This window comes from Microbacterium azadirachtae, assembly GCF_000956545.1.
Taxonomy (GTDB): domain Bacteria; phylum Actinomycetota; class Actinomycetes; order Actinomycetales; family Microbacteriaceae; genus Microbacterium; species Microbacterium azadirachtae.
On record NZ_JYIT01000064.1, the window covers coordinates 42619 to 60470 of the forward strand.

Sequence of the window (17852 nt, forward strand, 5' to 3'; positions counted from 1 at the left end):
CCGGGGGAAGGGGCTGCGCGGTTCCGCCCGTCGTATTGGGGGTGCGCTTACTCGTTCATCAGGTCATCGATACCGGTGTCCTCCTCCCTGACGTAGCCGTTGCGCTCCCGGTAGAGCGCGAGCTTGCGCCCGAACCAGAGCGTTCCGCCGGTCGCGAGGAGCGCTGCCGCGATCCCGCCCCAGACGAAGCTCATCCACCCGTCGCTACCCGTCTCCGCCAGGGACGTCGGCGGCTTCGGCAATGGAGGCTGCGGAACCGGGGGCGTCGGCGGGGTTCCCGGTGGGCGCTCGGCCACGACGGTCGTCTCACCTGGCGCACCGCACTTCCCGGCCGCGATCACCTTCCCGTCCTGGTCGTACAGGGTCTCGACCCAGTACACGTTCCCCGGCTTCTTCACCGTCGTCTCGCCGGAGCGGTAGTGGCCGGCCTGCGTGACCGGGACCTTCGCCGAGGCGAAGAACGGCACCTCGCACACCGGGGCGTCGGCGGGCGGCTGGAGGCCGTAGGCGCGGAACATCAGGTATGCGCCCTTCGGGATGTCCGTGCCCTGCACGAGCGCGGTGTCCGAGAACGGGTCGCCTACGAACGCGGATTCCTGTGCCTGCGTCACCACCGACACCGGCTGCTCCGGGCCGGGGACGAAGAAGCGTTCCCAGATATCCGTCGGCGAGCTCACGAACGGGTGCACCCGATCATCGCCCTCGAACGAGGTGACGATCACGTAGTAGCCGGGCTTCGCAGGCCGGATCGCATCCTCATCGGTGTAGCCGATGTCGTAGACCCCGTTCTTCGCGGGCGTCGTGACCGTCGTCAGCACCGGAGCATCCTCGAGGGGCAGATCCGACGTCAGCTCCGTATCGGTGGCGAAGGGGCCGTAGACGGTGTGCGTCAACTCCTTCGCGTCCGGACCCCAGTAGCCGTCGCCGGTGAAGTCGGGATGGTTGTCGGGGAACCCGGTGACGGTGATGCGGTCGAACGCCCGCCCGCTCTTGTGCACGTTGTACTCGCGCACTTCCGACGTGATCGAGATCGGCCACCGCACGCTGTGGGTTTCGACGTTGATGCCGTAGTCGTCGCGCCAGTCGGCGGCGAGGAACGGGCGCACCCATTCCGGCTGCGAGCTCTTCCTGACCTCCCACACCCAGGTCACGAACCCCGCATCCGGCAGCGTCACCGCGGGCGACGTGTAAGTGCCGGGGCCTTCCGTGACGACCTGCACCGAGCCCACCGGCGCCGCGTCTTCGGGGATCTCCCCGCCCTGGACGGGCGGGAGGGTGCCGGGCACCTGGTAGGCGGTGCCCTCGAAGATGACCGGGATCGGGGCCCCGTTCTGCTTCAGCCACGCCCCGTTCGTCGAGGACACCGTGATCGTGTCCGTCACGGCATCGCCAGGCTTCACGAGACGCTCGTTCGCCTTCGACACCGCCTCCGGCTGGAACGGCGCCACCGACGTTTCCGCGACATGTCCGAATCGGTCGGTGAACGAATCGGTGAGGTACTTCACGTTCTCGCCCTGCTTCTGCTTGTCGATGCTCCACACCCACGTGTAGAACCCCGACGACGGTGCCACGAGCGTCCCCGGCGACACGTAGGCGCCGGGATGCGTGAGCGTCAGCGACTCGGTACCGAGCACGGGAGCACCTCCCGGGGGTGCGTTCGCTTCGGCCGGCTGCGCGTCGAACGGACCGTACAGGGTGCCCTCGGCGAGCACCGGCACCGGGCTGCCGTTCACCGTGATCCATGAGTGCTTTGTGACCGTGACCGTGAGCTGGTCGGTGAACGGGGTGCCGGCCTGCACGAACTTCGACGACACCTGCGTTTCGATGACCGGCTGGAAGTCCAGCGGGATCGCCGGAGACTCGGCGGTTGCGGTCAGCGGGGCGAACGTTGCGGTTCCAAGGATGCGTTGCGCGCCTGGCGTGTAGAACAGATCCACTCCGGCCCCGTACCCGACAGCGTCCGTCGTGATCGACGCACCGATGCGGTACTCGGGGGCGCCAGGCGGGGGAGTCCCGATCACCGGATAGTCCCCAGCGCCGAGGATCTTCTGCGTCGTTCCGTCCTCGAAGGTCCCGCCCGTCAGCGTCACCTTCCCCGTCAACGACGCCGGCGCACCCTGCACCGTCACCGTCCCTCGATACTGCTCCACCATTGCCACGCTGATGTTGATCGACGGATCGATGACCGCGTCGCGAGGGGCCGCCTCGCGCATCATCGCGAGATTCGCGGTCACCTGGTCACGGGACCCGTCCGGGATCAGACCGAAGAAGTGAGGATCACCGCCCCGACTCGCAAAGGTCGGTGCGTCCGCGACCCACCACACGTACAGCTGCACTGCCGCGGTGATCGTTGGATCCGCGGAATCGCCCCAACGCCCCATCACATAGTTCAGTTCCGCCAACTGCTGTCGAGTAAGCCCGTCCAAAGCTGTCGTGAGCGTGGGTGCCTGTGTGCCCTCACCGGGCGGAGTTGCGTCGAGATCCATGCAGTACGCCTGCCGGCTGTGCGAAACATACGCGCCGATGAACGTCAGCCCCTCACCGAACCCGGGACCATGATCCGCAGCCTGAGCTGAAGACGGGAACAACAAACTGCAGAGCAGCAGAAGCAGCGCTGTGGCGGCTGCCGCCACTCGGGCCGTGGCGCGGGCCGGGGGCGGCGACGTATCTGGTGGAACGAGAGAGGTGCTGGACATTCGCATGGCCTTCCTGACGAGGAATGGAGACCATCGCCAGAGCGACGACGGCACCAGTCAGGTGCACCCACCGGTTCGCGCGAGTGCGCTACACGGTGCGCCAGTCTTGAGCGTCGAGAACGGCCAGGACCGGCTCAGGATCCAGCACGAGCCGCACAATGCCCAGCAGTCGTGCTGCGAAGGCGTGGGGATCGGACGTGAAGCTCTCTGCGTCGATCTCCAGATCGAGCCGATCTCGCAAGTTCACCGGCAGTTCTGCTCCAACTTCCGTGACGAGCTGGCGCCCTTCGGATATCAACGCGGGAATCGTCCGCGGCCGGAACCGTTGGGGCCTGGAAGCCATGGGCTCGGGTGGTCGCAGGTTCGCATGGTTCAGGCGTTTCGTCGCGTCGATGATCCATGCTTCGTCTCGGGCGATGTGGAGCGGAATCGGGATGCTCTGTACGGCATCGATCGCGTTGATGTCGAGGGCGAGGGATATTCGCGAGGCGTCCTCGTGGACGTTCACGTAGCGGAGTACGTTCACGCCTGGTTCGCACACCTCGGCGAGGTAGGCGTTGCCAACGAAATCGGTGGGCTCAGGATGCACACCCGGCTCGATCATGCAGTCCTGGCGGAGCCGCACCCGGTGTAGAAAGAACTGATCCGCTGATCCGTCTTCGTCGTCGATGCGGCGGAACATGTTCTCGATGGCGGCCTCGTACGTGCCGACATGCAGGGCCTTCGACTTCTGGCGTGCGGCCCATCGTTCAACGGCCCCTGGGCGAGAACCCATCGATTCCATGCGGTGCCTGGTCTCTTCCGTCAGATCAGAGGCGGCGTCGAAGTCACGATCGGGCCATACTGCGTGCGTCGATGAGTGATACCAGGTCAAGTCGCGAGTTGCGGCCTCGTCGTGTGCCTGATCATCGGGAGCGGCGGTGAAATCGGGACGGTCCTCGCCTCGGCAGTCCGTGCCGCATGCTGGGCAGCCCTCTTTGCCTTGGTCGAAGCGGTCCAGCCAGTCGACAGTCGCGTCCCATTCGTGGGTACACGCGCCACACTTCATCCGGCGCGGTCGCGTGAAGTCAATGGGCCGTTCGATCACGGCATCAGGATGGCATAAGTCACCGACGTTACTTTCTAGAGCATCCGAGCCCGAGTGTCGAACAGTTCAAGTTCGGCGGGGTGGAGCTGGTGTTGCACGACGAAGCTGCGGTCCTTGATCTTCCACAGCCCTTGGCCGATTCCGAGGCCGGGCAGGAGTGAGCGTTCGGTGCCGGTGAGGCCGAGGGTTTGTGCGGTGACGCCGAGTTGGTCGGACTCTTGCCGGTACACGATTCGCGTTTCCGCGTTCGCGAGGAGCGAGGATGCGAGGGCGCGCATGCGTGAGCCCTGGTCGCCGACGTTTTCGAGGTCGGTGAGTTTGTGGAAGATGAGGAGGTTCGCGAGTCCGTAGTGGCGGGCGAGTCTCCATTGCGCGTCCATTCGGGCGAGGAGCGCGGGGTGGGACATGAGTCGCCAGGCTTCGTCGTAGATCACGAACCGTTGCCCGCCGGAGGGGTCTTGGAGGGCGGCTTCCATCCAGGCTGCCGAGCAGGTCATCAGCACCGCGAGTAGCGCAGAGTTCTCCGCGACGCGGGACAGGTCGAGGGAGAGCATTGGGAGGGTGGGGTCGAACTTCTCGGTGGAGGGGCCGTCGAAGAGGCCGGAGAGGTCGCCGGCGACGAGGCGGCGTAGCGCGTGCCCGACCATGCGGCCGTCTTCGGTGAGCCGCCCGTCGGAATCATCTGCGGTGGAGGGGGAGAGGATGCGGTCGACGACCATCGGCAGGATGGGCACTTCGGAGGATCGGACGGCGTCGGCGAGGGCGAGGTCGATCGCGGTGTGCTCGACTGGGGTGAGTCGGCGGTCGAGCACGGTTTCGGTGAGTGCGCCGATGAGATCGCGCCGCCGCGCGGCGACTTGTGCTGCCCAGTCCGCGTCGGGGACGTGTGCGGCACGGTAGCCCTCGTCGAGCGGGTTGAGCCGGGTCGGGAGTGAGGGGCCGAGGACGATCGCGCGTCCGCCGACGGCGTGGGCGACCGCGGTGTGTTCGCCTTTCGGATCACCGGGCACGTAGACGCGCCGCCCGAACGGCAGCGCCCGCGTGTAGAGCGCTTTCGCGAGGGAGGACTTCCCGGAACCGACGATTCCAGCGAGGATGAGGTTCGGGGCGGTGATGACCCCCTGCCGGTACAGCTCCCACGGGTCGTACACGAACGAGCCGCCGGAATAGAGGTCCTGGCCGATGAACGTGCCGGCGGAGCCGAGGCCGCCTTCGGCGAGGAACGGATAGTGCCCCGAGAGCGTCGCACTGGTGTCCTGATGCCGGGATAGCCGGAGCCGTCCGGGTGTCCGCAACGCTGCCGCGCCGTCCTCACCGGCACGAGGGAGATAGTCGGTGCCGCGCCGCGCTTCCCTTTCCGCGTCAGACGCTGCCTTCGCCGCTCGCCGCGCTGTGGTGCGGGCCTCGGTGCGGATGCGTGCGGCGGCCTGCTCACGGGCTCGCCGCTGCTTGCGGGGTTCGCCCTGCGGGCCGACGAGCACCGAGGTGTGCAGTTCGCCCGTCTCGGCGTCTTCCTGGTCGCTGGTCATCGGCCGAGACCGCGCCAGGCGGAGTGATTCCCGATGGATGGTCGGTTCACTGCCGGGGTGTCGAGTCGTTCCCGCCGGGAGCGCTCCGCACCCTGAGTTGCCGCCGGCTCCGTTGTCGTGCTGGGGGCGGCGTGCCGGGGCGGGTCTTCGAGGCCGATGAGCACAGGATCGGGTAGGGCGTCGCGTTGCCGGTAGAGGCCGACGTGGCCCACGAACGGGTTGTAGACGAGCGTGTACGCGTCTCGGGTTGCGGTCTTGTCGAGCTGTCCGACAGGCGGCTGGTCGTAGACGTACCCGTTCTCGAGCGCGGCCTCCACAGTCTCGTCTCCGAAGTCGTACCCCGCCAGCTGCTCGATTGCCTGATCAGCACCGTGGAGAGTGATGATGTCGATGATCTGGTCGGCTTCCTCACCTTGCAGGAACACGACGTTGATGAACTCCCGCCGCACGCCCGGTACGGGTTCGGGGTGCCAGGCGATGCGTCCGGCCGCACCCATGCCCGCATCGAGGCGGCGTTCAGCCTGACTGATCAGCGCTGCTGCGGCGCGGAGTTCGGTTGCGGTGGCGGTGGCATCGCTGCGTCCGGAGGGCCCGTCCCCGGCGTCGTCGGTCGCCCGGTCGCTGAGGGTGTCGTGCGCGGTCGCGAGCTGGCCGAGGATCTGTTCGAGAGACCGCACGGAGCCGAGCAGATCACCGAGCACCGGGTACACCTGCTCGGGCCGGTCGACGCGACGGGTGGCGTGTGCGAGTCCGCGCATAGCCTCCGACATCTCGGCGGCATCAGCGGGGGCATCATCGAAGGTCGGCATGACAGGGCTCCTTCACGATCAGGACTACGGGGTACGAGCCAGGTGCACCCGCGGTCGCCGAGCTCAGATGGTGCGGCAGAGGGGCAGTGCGGCGGCGGTGAATGCTTGTGCTTGTTGGCCGACGAGGCGGCGGGTTTCGCAGGAGGCTTGGATCGCGGCCTGCTCCACCTGGGACACGGCCGCGTCCAGTTCGCCGATGGTGGGGGCGGAGATCGAGACGAGGCCGACGACGCGGAGTACGCCGTGGCCGGCGGTGAGTTCGGATTCCTGCTGCAGCACGTCCTGGTATTCGGCGGTCGCTTGGGTGTCTTCGACTTGGCCGATCTTGCGGCGTTGGGCGGCGTCGGCGATCATCTCGGTCTTCTTCTTCCGCAGATCCCGTGCGGCCTGATCCGCCCGCACCGGCAGATAGTGCAACGACAACGAACGCAGCACTCCGCCGGTGAGGATCACCGGGGCGAGAAACCCTGGGAGCGTCTGTGCCCTTGGCCATTCGCTGATCCACAGCACCGCGTGATGCGCACTGTCCGAGCGGAGCCGGTCCCAGGTCTCGGTGACGGCGACCGGGCCAGCCGTGGCGAGGTCGCGGCCGAGGTCCCCGTGGCGTTCGAGTGCGGGGCCTGCGGCGGGGTCGTAGGCGGTGCGGAGGATCAGCGCGACATCCCCGGGGGTGAGCCAGCCGGTCAGGTGCAGTTCGGCGGAGCGCAGAGCGGTCTGGAACCACTGCATCTCCTGCCTGAGCACCGCTGCCGCGCCTTTCATCCCGCCGCCGGCGGAGTGGATCTGCCGGACGGCGGCGCGCATGTCGAGGGCGAGGGAGATCGTGGTCGCGTGCCGTTCCCCGGCGGGGCCGGCGCGTTCGATGAGCTCCCGGTAGGTGGTCGCAGCCCAGGAATCGTCGTCGCGGCCGTGCTCGCGCCACCATTCCGCAAGTCCGCTGCCGGAGTCGGGGAGGGTGCGTTCTTGTACTTGGATGCGTGCGATCCTGCCGGAGCGGCAGGCGGCGGCGAGGACTCTGCCCCAGCCGGTGACGCGGCGCTGCTGCTCGCCCGGGTCGAGGAGCACGAACGCGGGGTGCGATACCCCGCAGATCGCGGTGAGGGTCTGCGCGTGCGGGTCATGGATCATCGTCGCCCCCGTCTCCGGGTCCTCCCACTCCCGCAAAGCTGCGAGATCCCCGGGGAGGGCGAGGGTGCCGGCGGGGCGCGGCTTCACGACCCTCCGCCGGTACGTGGTTTGCTTCGCCCGGGTGCGGAGCATCCACCGGAGGGTGATGGGTACCCATTCGATGATCTTCCGGCCGCCGATAGGTACCCAGGCGATCGTGACGAGCAGCGTCCAGGCTGGGGATGACCAGGCGAGCCCGGCACCGCCGTTCGTGTACAGACCAACCACGATGATGATCAGCGCGGTGGCGAGGACGATGAGCTGTGGGAGCGAGAGGCCGAGGAGGATGCCGCGGCGCGTGAGGCGGGAGAATTGCACCGGCCGCAGTTCGAACGACGGCTCACCCGTACTGGTGGCGGTCATCGGTCACTCCTTCACCCGCGGGACGGGCGCGGAGCCACCGGACGGTCGAGATGGCGGCGGGAGCACGGCGGGCGGCTGCAGCACCGGCGCCGCACCGTGCGGCGGCGGGGCTCCCTGTTCGGACGCGGCGTCCGCATGGCTGTCCGCGGCGCTGCCGAAAGCGCCACCGAGCTTCGGCCCAGCCGTCGCAGCCTCCTTCACCACCAGCGCGCCCGCGACGACCGCGGCCGCGGGCCCCGCAGCGGCGGTGCTGCCGGCGGCGCCGCCGCCCGCCGCAGCGCTCCCGCCCGCACCACCGCCAGCGGCCCCTTTGGTCGCGGCGGGTACCGCGGGTACCGGTGCCGGGGGCGTGCCGCCCGAGCCGGGCTCCGGGCTGTCGAGCACCTGCTTCGGGGCCGGGCCGCTGGGCTTGGACGGGAGCGGGATGGGACGGTTGAGGGCGTTCTTCGCTTCCTGCTCCATCGACGCCGCCTGGTACATGTCGAACCCCACGAACGACAAGAACTTGTATGCCATGTAGGGGGCGAACGCGGCGATGAACAGCAGCACGATGCCCGCGATCGGTTCCGACAGCGACTTCAGATCGATGCTGATCGGTGCCGAGACTTGTGCGGTGGCGATGAGGAAGATCACGACCACGACGAGTTTCGACGCGATCAGGGCGACTACGAAGGTCGCCCATTTCCCGAACCAGCCGCGCGCCGATTCCCAGGTGAGACCGGCGAGCGCGATCGGCCCGAACACGATCGCGACAAGGAGGAGGGCTTTGCGGATGAGGAGAGAGAACCAGAGGATGAAGATCGCGGCGATCATGAGGCCCGCGAGGAAGATCGTCAGCAACGCCCCCGCCCCGCCGGCCACCGTGGTGACGGTGACGGCGGCGATCAGGAGCGCGAGCCGGTCACCGATGCTTTGAATGGTTTGCCCGGTGGCCTGGATGATCCCGACGCAGAGCTGGTCCGTGATCTCCAAGAGCAGCGCGGTGAGGGTGATGAGGACGAAGGAGCCGAGCACCGACTTCGCGAGCCCGAGGGCGGCGCGGGTGAGGACGGTCGGGTCGCGGCGGGCGAGGCCGGTGATGAGTTGGAAGCAGAAGAACAACAGTGTGATGAACACGGCGATCCCGAAGAGGATGTTGTACACCTTCACGTACCCGTCGGAGGCGATATCGACGGCGGTCGTGGTGGAGAACACGTCCCACATGCCCCGGAACAGCGTTGACACGGCGAGGCCCATCGCGGACGCGATCCAGCCGAAGAACACGCCGGCGGGGCCGTCGCCGATCGCGGTGCAGACGGTCGAGATGCCGGGAACGTCGCAGATACTCACCCTGAATCAGCGCCCCAGTTAGTTGACGGCCTGGCCGACGGTCCAGAAGAAGTTGATGAGCGTTACCGCCGCACCGCAGAGGATCGCGGCACCGCAGGACACCAGCACGCCGGTCTTCCCGCGGGACGCGAGGTGCGGGTTGCTGCTGTTGGCACCGAAGCCCCAGACGATCGCGGAGATGATGAGCGCGAGCACGGAGAGGATGAGGCCGACGGTCATCACTGCGCCGACGATGTCGCGCAGTTGCGCGATCCCGGGAAGCCCGTTGCTGTTCGGGTCGATATCGATCACGACTGTCCTCCTGCCTGGAAGCGGACGCGGCTCGTCCACCAGACAGGTGCACACACCACGCCGAAGCAGGGACCGGTGTCGCAGGTCGGGTTAGATGTGGTCCCCGAGGGTGAGGAGGAAGTTCGTCCAGGTGATGCCGGCGCCGGCGAGTGCCGCGGTGCCGATCGCGACGAACACCCCGACGCGGGCTTTCTGCGCCGCGTACGGGCTCCCGGTTGAGGAGGCGATCGCCCAGAAGATCGCGGAGACGATCAGGGTGAGTACGGCGGCGATGAGGATGATCGTGAGCAGCGCCCCGATCACGCTCGCGAGTTCACCGGACGCGCCGACCGCCCCGAAGTCCGGGAAGACGTTCATGATCTGCCTCCGACCTGGGTTCGGCATCCCGCCGGTGCGCTGGTGCCGTCGCCGGGCTGGGCCCCGTGTGCGGTGAGCCAGTCGACGGCGTTCACCGGCGGCTGGCCTTGCCCGCCGGGGCGGATCTCGACATGCAAGTGTGGGCCGGTGGAGCGGCCGGAGGAGCCGACATCGCCGATGTGCTGCCCCGCGGTGACGGTCTCCCCGCCCGTGACGAAGATGCCGTCGTCCCACATGTGGGCGTAGTAGGACGCGACCCGTGCGCCGTTGACGGTGTGCTCGATCACGATGAGCCCGCCCCACCCGCCGGTGTACTCCGCGACCGTCACACGGCCATAGGCGATCGCGTAGATCGGGGTGCCGGCCGGGGCGGCGAGGTCGCTGCCGGAGTGGAACGCACGCTCCCCGGTGAAGGGGTCGGTGCGCCACCCGAAACTGTCGGTGTTCGTGTAGGAGCCGGCGGGGAGCGGGAACACGATCCGCGAGCTCTCCGGCACCGGCCCCGGGTCCATTGAGTTGCCGCCGGGGGCGGGTTTGGTGAGAGCGGCGAGGATCGCGTCGGCGACGGGCTGCCAGTTCCGGTACCGGTCCGGGAACGCCGACACCTCGACTGCCTGCACGGCCGATCCGGGGTCGAGTTGTTGCCAGCCGGGGATGTCGAGCAGTCCGCGCGGGGAGGGGTAGTTCGGGCCGTCCGTCCCGCCGAAGAACGCCCGCGCCTGATAGGTCGGGTCCATGAGTTCGGCGACGGTGCCCCAGCCGGCCGCGGGCCGCATCTGGAACAGGCCCAGCGAGTCGTGATCGGACCCGTTCCCATCATTCGGAAACGACCCGGACTCCGGGTATGTGCTCGTGTTGGCGAGCATCCGCAGCCGAGACTCGGTGAGGGCGGCCATGAGCGCGACCCGGACCCCGGCCAGCCCGACCCCGGGAATGCTCGCCCCGGTAGTGATGATCGTGGCCGCGTGGGTGAGCTGCCGTTTCTCGAGCGTCACCGATACGCCGTCCGCCGTCGCAGTGGTCAGCTCGTCAGGGATCTCGGCCACGGTCAGGGACCCGGTGGTGCAGAACCCGAGCGGGCCAGCGAACGCCGCGACTGTCACGACCGCGGCCGACGGCCCAACACAGAACAGCACCAGAACGAGGATGAGCAGCTTCTTCACCATCAGCGCATCTCGGTCACGGCATCGGCTGGTCGACGGCCGAGAGCCGTAGCAGCCGGCAAGCACCATCTGTCGGGCAGGCGATGAAGATCGTGAACGACACCGGATGCGCGTCCGCGACCGCCTGCCCCTCCCAGATGCCGGCCCGATGCCGGGTCCCAGTGATCGTGAATGCGGCAGCCCCAGGCGGAATCAGGCCTCGCGCCTGCTCGGTGACGGCCGACCAAGTGGGCGGGATGGTGAGGGTGTCGATGGTGAGCCATTGCCGTGTGTGCGCGTCGCGGAGCTTCGCCCAGATCTCCCGATCCGGGTAATAGCCGCGCAGATCCGCAACGAGCCCCGGCGCCTCCTCGGGGTCGGCGACATCAATCAGCGGCTGCTTGAACTCATCCACATCACGCCCGGCCGCCGTGTCCCAGGCGAACAGGCGCATCGCGATCGTGCGTGCGAATCGCTCTGGCTCGGTCTCGGCTTCGATAGGCGCAGAGGCGTGCGTCGTGTCCGGCGTGACTGGCGTTGAGCTCTCGGGTGATGGGGCGGGCGTTGGAGTGTCGGGGCCGCGGAGCAGGCCGTAGATGCCGACGCCGACGAAGACGAGCAGTACGGCGCCCGTCGCCATGAGAACGACGGGGAGGCGACGTGACTTCTCGCCGGGCTCAGAGATGTGACGGATGAGGGCCTCCCGAGATCGAAGCGGATCGATACTCGGCAGGTGCGCCGACTGTTCCCGCCGGTCAGGCCGTCCGCACGTCAGCGGCGGCGGGTTGAGGTGAGGCGTCGGCCTGGTTGCGTGCGTCGCGGATGCGCGTGAAGAACGCGATCGTCTCCGCCAGCACCGTCTCCGCCTGCTCCCACTCGACCGCGGTCAGCGACGTGGCGATGTTGTCCGCGTCGTATCGAGCCGTCCAGCCCTGCATGTCCGCCCACAAGGCGACGAACGCCCGCGGCGGCAACACCACCGACGACAACGCCGGGCGCGCCGGCTTTAGGGCGGAACGCTTGGTCTTGGCGCGGTTCTCCGCGGTGACGCGCGCGATCGCATCCGCGGCGAGAGCCGCGAGCTCCGTCGCCCTCGTATCGGCCGCACCCGCGCCGCGCACCTGGGCAGCGGACGCGGCGGCCTGGGTCCGCACGAGCTCGGACTGGGCGGGGTCGGCGGCGATCCGGTCGAGTTCGTCGAGGGATAGCGCGGCGTTCATGCGCAGGTGCGCGCCGTGCACTTTCCCGCCCGCCTCGATCCGGGCAAGCTCTTCGGCGGCCTGGACGTGGATGTGGTCGGGGCGGGAATCGTCGTTCGCGAGATCCTTCAACCGGCCGATCTGTTCCAGCATCGTCTGCGAGCCGCGCCCGGTCACCATCCGGGCCGCCTGCACCCGGGCTTCACCGGCCGAACGCGGTGCCGTCGAATCGACGGCACCGGAGACTCCCGCAGAATCCCGACCCTCCCGCACGGCGCTGCCGAACCGGGAGGCCTCCTGCCGGCGGGCGGCGTCCTCGGCCACCACAACCTTCAACTCTCGGTACAGCGATTCCGCCTCAATCAGACTGAGCGGCTTGTGCAGCGCGTTGTCGTTCTGCTCCGCGAGAAGTTGGCTCAGCCGGTCCGTGATCCCCGACCGCACCCACACGTTCGTCGTGCGCCGGCCGAGTCGACGCAGAGCCTCCAACCGGCGTCGCCCGCACACCAATACCCCGTCCGGAGTGACCGTGATTGGCTGCAACAAACCCTCACGCTCGATGGACTCCATCAGCGAGTCCAGGTCGCCGAGATCGGTGCGATGTCGCTTGCCGATCTGGATGGAATCGAGGGACCGTTCCAGCTCGATGTGTCCGGGACTACTGGCAGCCACGATACTCACCACCCGCTGGCACCGCCCGCAACACCTCGGCTACCAGCCCTGCGTCGAGCAGCAGCGCTTCGAGGGGTTCGCCGCTCACGAGCCGGTGCAGGATCCCGCGGGATGCGCGCGTGTGGGCGAGGTTCGGGTCCGGGCTCCCCAGCACGACCCGCAGCATCGTCAGCCACGACGCGGGTGGCAGATCGAGGAACGCGCGAGCGTGATAGTCGCGCCGCAGCGACTCGAACGCCGACATCCGCGACGAAGACTCCGCCAGGCGTGCCACGATGTACTCGATGCCGGACCGCGCCATCTCCAAGGGCCACCCGAGGCATCGGAACAAGGTCACACATTCCGAGACCGCGGCCTCGACCCGACTGACTGTCTCGTTCTCCTCGTCTCCGTCAACGGCGGATGCGGCAATGGTGCGGAATGCGGGGTGGTAGTCGGTGAGTGGGGTCTCCCGGTCGGAGAAGCGTTCCGCATCGTGATGTGCCGAATACTTCGGGCGTCGTGCTTGGTGGACGGAGCAGAGCAGCCCGTTGGCGCGTTCTTCGGCGATGCAGGTGACCTGCACGGCCCGGGTGATGACCGCCCATGGGTCCTCGGCGCGGCGGACGGAGCCGGTGCGCATCGCATCGAACGCCGCCGCCGCGGCCTCCCACGGATCCAATCCGTGTCGGCGTGCGAGCGCCGCATACTTCCTAGCAGCGTGGCGCATGAGCGCGGCGACTTCGGGGTCGTGCCGCCACGCCCAGCGGCCTTCCTCGTGCAGTCGGATCAGCGGTGTCCGCAGGCCTTCGGAATGCTCGAACCCCCGCCGGGCCCCGGATGTCTGGGACTTCTGGTCGGGGATTCTGGTGTTGGTCTTCGTCATGGTGATGGCACCTCCTACAGGGAAGGTGCACAGGAGGCTCCCAGGGGCGGGCAGTTCCCGTGCGAGGGGAGTGGTTGCGCTCACAACGGATCACCTCAGGTCCATCCCCAAACGCGCCGGCTCCTGACGTGACTGCCGGTGCCGCCCCGAGACTGACAGATCCAGGTGCCACCGCTTCCGGTCTCCTCGCCTATGGAGGCGCTGACTGTCGCGTGTGGCGTCTTGGAGTCGTTGCCCGAGTTCGGCGCGCAGATCGAGTCCCCATCCGGTCGCTCGAGCACCGGCCTGCATCGCGAGATCCGTCGGCCGCGCCCACCGCACCTGCGTCCGCCGACGTGCCTCCGCAACCGCGTCAGCCGCGAACTCAGCGGGATCCGCAGTGACGGTCGGGTCGCTCTGGACGGCGAGCATCGACCGCTCCAGGTCGACGGCCGTGCTTGGCTCGTGTAGTTCGATTGTTTCGGCGCGTCCAGCGTCCATCGCCGTGGCGAGCGCTGGGTGCAACCGCGACCACGGCCCGCCCCGGCCCTCAGAGGCATCCTCATGCTCAGCGTCCATTTGTGGGTCTCCCATTCTCGAGGTCTCGGTTTGGCGCGTGTGTCATCGTGGGTTCCGGCTCGCGTATGGTCTGGTTCGTGAACCAGCGGCCGATGGTCGAGGGGTGCACGCCGAGGTGGCGGGCGATGCTCTTGTTCGACCAGCCCTCCGCTCGCAGTGCCGCGGCCTCTTCTTGCGCGGAACTTAACGTGCGAATCGGGGCGACGACCTCGTCGCGGACAGGAACGCCAGTGTCGAGTGATGCTGCAGGTGGCTCAGGCTGCGCAGAGACTGGCGGTGCTTCGGTGTGCGGTTGGTCCCGATCGTCACCCGCCGTGGCGGGGGAGGATGTGTCGGCGTGGTGGCGGGTCAGGACGACGGTGAGGTGGGTGATGGCGAGCAGTACCAGGGGAGGGACTGCCGCGACCGTGGCGGCCAGGAGTGCGGGTACATCGGCGTCGGCTGTAACCATCGCGTGGACCGAGTTCGCCGTCACGGACAGACCTGCGCCGACGATGAGGAGCATCCACGGGTACCAGGTGAGTCGTGTGCCGGCGAGCGCGACCACGGCGACGGTTGCGACAACGATGATGCCGTCCACGATCAAGGGCCACGCCCACGCTTGCCCCGCAGCGATCCCCGATCGGCGTGCGAGATCTGTGAGCGCCGTGAACGACAGCCAGAACGCGCCCGCCGCGATCAGCACTGTCCCGGCGATCGCCGTCGTCACGGCGCCCCGGCCACCTTGGACCGACCGCGCGCCGTTCATGTGAGCATCCGGCCCTTCCCGGTCGCCTCGTGTCGCATTCCGGCGGACGGGTTCTGCGTTGAATCTCCCGGCGTGGGGGCGGCGCCGGGGGAGCGGTAGGCGGAGCGGATTGTTCGCTCGATCTCTCGTGGTGGAAGGCCGATCCTCTCTGCGACCGGGCCGAGCGCCTCAAGTGCCGCGTGCAGCGAGACCTCGTTCTCGGCGAGACGGCAGGACGCCCAATACAGGCCCTGGTTTCGTTGGCCTTCGCCCTGCCCTTCCAACCAGGTGGCGATCCGCCGTGTGCGCTCTTCGAGCGTGCCCCGGAACGGGGCAGTTGGCCACGATGCCCGCACCGGGCGCGGATCCAGGAATTCCCGCAACGCCTTAGCATCCACCGGAAAGGGCTGGCCTGCGGATAGTTCGAGAAGCTCATACGCCACGGGCTCTCCGCCGATCATGATCCGGGACGGCGGGGCAACGATGTAACCGGCAGTACCGCGGAAGTCGAGTTGCGCGGCACCCGAAGCCCAGCACCGCTGCTCGACCTCGGCGGCCGGGTAATAGGCGTGCAGACCACCGGAAGGAGTGACCACGAGCGCCGCCCACCCATCGAGCAGGCCAGCGTGAGTGGCGCGCTGCCAGGACTCCGGACCGCGAGGTGCGTCGCCCTTCACGTCGACGTCCACGACCTCGAATCCGGACGCGGGGCCGGTCGGGATGCCGATGTTCGCTTCCGGCCATCGCTCCCACCACGCCGCAACCTGCGTCGGGTCGATGCTGGCGTCCTTGAAGCCGTGCGCGACGAGAGGATGCTTCTTTCCAGGCACCAGGGGGAATACCGGCACCCCGGCGGTGGCGAAATGCTGAGCAGCGTCCGGCAACGCCAGGGCCGCCACCGCGGTGAGAAGCCGCTCGGCAATCATCACAGCCCCCGCAGTGCTATCTGCGGCCGCGCTGAACGGAGCCCGTTCACGCGAACTGGCAGACGGCGCTTCGCAGCTCGCTCCCCGACCTTTCGATCGGACGCGTATGCGACCTCGCTTCGGTGTGGACTGTGCCGCCTCATGTGAGCGGGATCTTGCCTGCCTTTCACTGGTCGGTTCATAGCGAACGCCCTTCGCGTCGACGTGGCCTTTCTGCCACGGGTTCGCTCGCGGTCGTGCGGGCGAGGGGTTTGGTGAGGGAAGGCAGTGCACCATCGTCGATCTGGGTTGTGTCGAGTTGGTCAAGGAGTGTCAAAGCGGCGGTGCGGACCCTAGCCGCGGTGGCTTGGATGGTCTCGACGGCGCTCTGGCCGGGGACTCTCGATGCCCAGGTCGCGACGTAGGGGATTGTGTACTGGTCGGTGTCCATGCCATGCGCGGCAGCGATCATCAGGGCGACGGACTCGGCCTCGACTTCCGCGATGCCACGGTGCACCACAGCGTCAACGTCGTCACGGTTATGGAGCAGAAGATGTCCGACTTCGTGCGCGAGAGTGCGGGTGCGAGCGGCATCGTCCATGTCGGTGCGGACATGGACGGTTTTCCGTAGCCAGTGCGTGACCCCGTTCGCGCCATCGAGATACTCCGCGTCGGGTGCATCATGGAGGGTGTAGCCGCGGTCCGCGACGATCCGTGCGAGCCCATCCCAGAGCCCCGCGGGTGCCTGCCCGGTGAGTAGGCGTGGGACGGGGAGCTCGGGGATCGGGTCACCGGTGGTCTGTGTCACGTCCCAGACGTAGGCAGGTTTCGCACCAACCATTCTGGAACGCACTGTCTCGCCGGCGGCGGGTTTCTCAGCAGGACCGAGCCGCCGCCACGATGCGGGGTCTTTCGGTGTCGAGGACGCGAACCGGCCTGTGACGGGCGCGAAAATCAGGTACCCGGCTTGACCCTTGTCGACTTGCCGGCCCTGGGACTGCCATTGCCGGTATCCGGCGACATGGGATGGGAGTGGGGTTGGGACGCGGCCGTGTTCGAACGCGGCCTGGTGCTGGGTCCAGATCAGCAGGGTGTTGTTGAACGAGCGGGACCGGAACCGCGCGGCGAACTCGATTGCGCGCCGCCAGTCCTCACCGGTGACGAGCGATTCCACCGCAGAGGTCAGCTTCTCGTGGAGTGTGTCGAGCTTGGCTTGACGTTCAGCGGCCTGCTGCGGGAACGTGGTGTCTGCGCGCATGGGCCCTCCCTGGGCTGGTATTGCCGCGCGGCGCGGCATCAGAGCTGTGTCGGGTAGGTGCGCACGACGGGCACTCAGTTGGTGTTTCCCCGGGCGTGCGAGGTGCAGGCGGGGACCAGGAAGTCGAGGTCGAGCGCGGCGCGGCGCATCTGGGTGGGCGAGTGTTCCACCCGTGACGAGTTGTTCGATGGCGGCCATCAGCTGCCTATGAGCCTCGTAGAGCCTCGCGCCCGGCGCGGCCCGCCTACCTTTCGTCGCTGCCACAATTGACCTCCTCCCTGCGAGGCCAGCGGCAGAAGCCGATGTCTCGTTGGATGCGCCGGCTTGATCACAGAGGCGACACGGAGAGGTGCGAGCCAGTGGACATCAGCACCGACGGTGCAAGCCGACGCGTCGGATTTGGTCTACCTGTCGGGTATCCGACGGCCGAGCCAAATCAGTGCAGTCAGGACTGAACAACGAGAATCATGGGCCAGCTAACGAGTCACCGCCCATTGGCCTTCCACCCCGGCACAGGATCCTCATCGCCTTGATGCGGTTGCGGATTCAGACGGAACTGCGATGGTGTGCAGCTATACCGGCGATAGAACCAAGCTGATGCTACGCGTGGATCCGACCATCCCACCGTTCTCGCGGCGCGCTCGATCGTGAAGTCGGTTTCCTCGATAAGTCGCGTGAACTCCGTCAGGCGGGTTTCGGTCAGGTACCGCATTGGAGGAACGCCTGTATGGCGTGTGAAGAGTCGAGTGAGGTGCGTCCGTGACAGTGACAGCTCGCGGGCCATCCTCTCGATGGTCCAGGTCTCGTGCATCTGTTCGCGAAGGAGCCGCGTTGCGAGCCCGATCTGGCCGACGAGAGCGGGGTCTGTGAGCCGCCCGGAGACCGGGAAGGGAGGCGG

At 67.9% G+C, this 17852-nt stretch carries 16 protein-coding genes; all 16 read right to left on the minus strand.

The annotated features are described in order from the left end of the window. Positions 1-47 precede the first annotated feature (47 nt). On the minus strand, positions 48-2234 hold the full coding sequence (locus RL72_RS05145; protein WP_248700385.1) for an LPXTG cell wall anchor domain-containing protein: 2187 nt from the start codon (positions 2232-2234) through the stop codon (positions 48-50). A 550-nt stretch (positions 2235-2784) separates the two neighbouring features. Next, positions 2785-3783, minus strand: a complete 999-nt coding sequence (locus RL72_RS05150) for a zinc-ribbon domain-containing protein (RefSeq protein WP_156156707.1) — start codon at positions 3781-3783, stop codon at positions 2785-2787. 35 nt (positions 3784-3818) lie between these two features. After that, positions 3819-5312, minus strand: a complete 1494-nt coding sequence (locus RL72_RS05155) for an ATP-binding protein (RefSeq protein WP_045249747.1) — start codon at positions 5310-5312, stop codon at positions 3819-3821. Further along, the gene (locus RL72_RS05160; protein ID WP_045249748.1) at positions 5309-6121 is read right to left on the minus strand and encodes a hypothetical protein; all 813 of its coding nucleotides are present in this window, start codon (positions 6119-6121) and stop codon (positions 5309-5311) included. Before RL72_RS05160 ends, RL72_RS05155 begins: the two co-directional genes overlap by 4 nt. A 63-nt stretch (positions 6122-6184) precedes the next feature. Continuing rightward, a complete protein-coding gene (locus tag RL72_RS05165; protein ID WP_045249749.1) occupies positions 6185-7651 on the minus strand; it encodes an SCO6880 family protein in 1467 nt (488 codons plus the stop codon). A gap of 3 nt (positions 7652-7654) precedes the next feature. Then, on the minus strand, positions 7655-8980 hold the full coding sequence (locus RL72_RS05170; protein WP_045249750.1) for a TrbL/VirB6 family protein: 1326 nt from the start codon (positions 8978-8980) through the stop codon (positions 7655-7657). 18 nt (positions 8981-8998) lie between these two features. After that, positions 8999-9271 (minus strand): DUF6112 family protein, encoded by a 273-nt coding sequence (locus tag RL72_RS05175; RefSeq protein WP_045249751.1) that lies wholly within the window; start codon positions 9269-9271, stop codon positions 8999-9001. A gap of 90 nt (positions 9272-9361) precedes the next feature. Continuing rightward, positions 9362-9628: a DUF6112 family protein gene (locus RL72_RS05180; RefSeq protein ID WP_045249752.1), complete on the minus strand. Its 267-nt coding sequence runs from the start codon at positions 9626-9628 to the stop codon at positions 9362-9364. After that, positions 9625-10794 (minus strand): M23 family metallopeptidase, encoded by a 1170-nt coding sequence (locus RL72_RS05185; protein ID WP_045249753.1) that lies wholly within the window; start codon positions 10792-10794, stop codon positions 9625-9627. Before RL72_RS05185 ends, RL72_RS05180 begins: the two co-directional genes overlap by 4 nt. 13 nt (positions 10795-10807) lie before the next feature. Continuing rightward, positions 10808-11410 carry a hypothetical protein gene (locus RL72_RS05190; protein WP_045249754.1) on the minus strand — a complete coding sequence of 201 codons (603 nt, stop codon included), beginning with the start codon at positions 11408-11410 and terminating at the stop codon, positions 10808-10810. 115 nt (positions 11411-11525) lie between these two features. Continuing rightward, complete coding sequence (locus RL72_RS05195; protein WP_045249755.1) at positions 11526-12641, minus strand: ParB N-terminal domain-containing protein; 1116 nt, start codon at positions 12639-12641, stop codon at positions 11526-11528. Beyond that, on the minus strand, positions 12628-13506 hold the full coding sequence (locus RL72_RS05200; protein WP_082072089.1) for a hypothetical protein: 879 nt from the start codon (positions 13504-13506) through the stop codon (positions 12628-12630). Before RL72_RS05200 ends, RL72_RS05195 begins: the two co-directional genes overlap by 14 nt. A gap of 547 nt (positions 13507-14053) precedes the next feature. Further along, positions 14054-14812 carry a DUF2637 domain-containing protein gene (locus RL72_RS05210; protein ID WP_052674200.1) on the minus strand — a complete coding sequence of 253 codons (759 nt, stop codon included), beginning with the start codon at positions 14810-14812 and terminating at the stop codon, positions 14054-14056. Then, positions 14809-15717, minus strand: coding sequence for a bifunctional DNA primase/polymerase (locus RL72_RS05215; protein ID WP_045249757.1), 909 nt, complete (start codon positions 15715-15717; stop codon positions 14809-14811). The genes RL72_RS05210 and RL72_RS05215 overlap by 4 nt, the downstream gene beginning before the upstream one ends. Before the next feature lie 178 nt (positions 15718-15895). After that, on the minus strand, positions 15896-16954 hold the full coding sequence (locus RL72_RS05220; protein WP_045249758.1) for an ArdC-like ssDNA-binding domain-containing protein: 1059 nt from the start codon (positions 16952-16954) through the stop codon (positions 15896-15898). A 484-nt stretch (positions 16955-17438) separates the two neighbouring features. After that, on the minus strand, positions 17439-17765 hold the full coding sequence (locus RL72_RS20625; protein WP_428838620.1) for a helix-turn-helix transcriptional regulator: 327 nt from the start codon (positions 17763-17765) through the stop codon (positions 17439-17441). Positions 17766-17852 lie beyond the last annotated feature (87 nt).

Bases quoted from the DNA above. Each gene is read 5' to 3' on its own strand.
- RL72_RS05190 (WP_045249754.1), bottom strand. From the start codon at position 11,410: ATGGCGACGGGCGCCGTACTGCTCGTCTTCGTCGGCGTCGGCATCTAC.
- RL72_RS05160 (WP_045249748.1), bottom strand. From the start codon at position 6,121: ATGCCGACCTTCGATGATGCCCCCGCTGATGCCGCCGAGATGTCGGAG.
- RL72_RS05180 (WP_045249752.1), bottom strand. From the start codon at position 9,628: ATGAACGTCTTCCCGGACTTCGGGGCGGTCGGCGCGTCCGGTGAACTC.
- RL72_RS05210 (WP_052674200.1), bottom strand. From the start codon at position 14,812: ATGAACGGCGCGCGGTCGGTCCAAGGTGGCCGGGGCGCCGTGACGACG.
- RL72_RS05165 (WP_045249749.1), bottom strand. From the start codon at position 7,651: ATGACCGCCACCAGTACGGGTGAGCCGTCGTTCGAACTGCGGCCGGTG.
- RL72_RS05155 (WP_045249747.1), bottom strand. From the start codon at position 5,312: ATGACCAGCGACCAGGAAGACGCCGAGACGGGCGAACTGCACACCTCG.
- RL72_RS05220 (WP_045249758.1), bottom strand. From the start codon at position 16,954: ATGCGCGCAGACACCACGTTCCCGCAGCAGGCCGCTGAACGTCAAGCC.
- RL72_RS05185 (WP_045249753.1), bottom strand. From the start codon at position 10,794: ATGGTGAAGAAGCTGCTCATCCTCGTTCTGGTGCTGTTCTGTGTTGGG.
- RL72_RS20625 (WP_428838620.1), bottom strand. From the start codon at position 17,765: ATGCACGAGACCTGGACCATCGAGAGGATGGCCCGCGAGCTGTCACTG.
- RL72_RS05200 (WP_082072089.1), bottom strand. From the start codon at position 13,506: ATGACGAAGACCAACACCAGAATCCCCGACCAGAAGTCCCAGACATCC.
- RL72_RS05215 (WP_045249757.1), bottom strand. From the start codon at position 15,717: ATGATTGCCGAGCGGCTTCTCACCGCGGTGGCGGCCCTGGCGTTGCCG.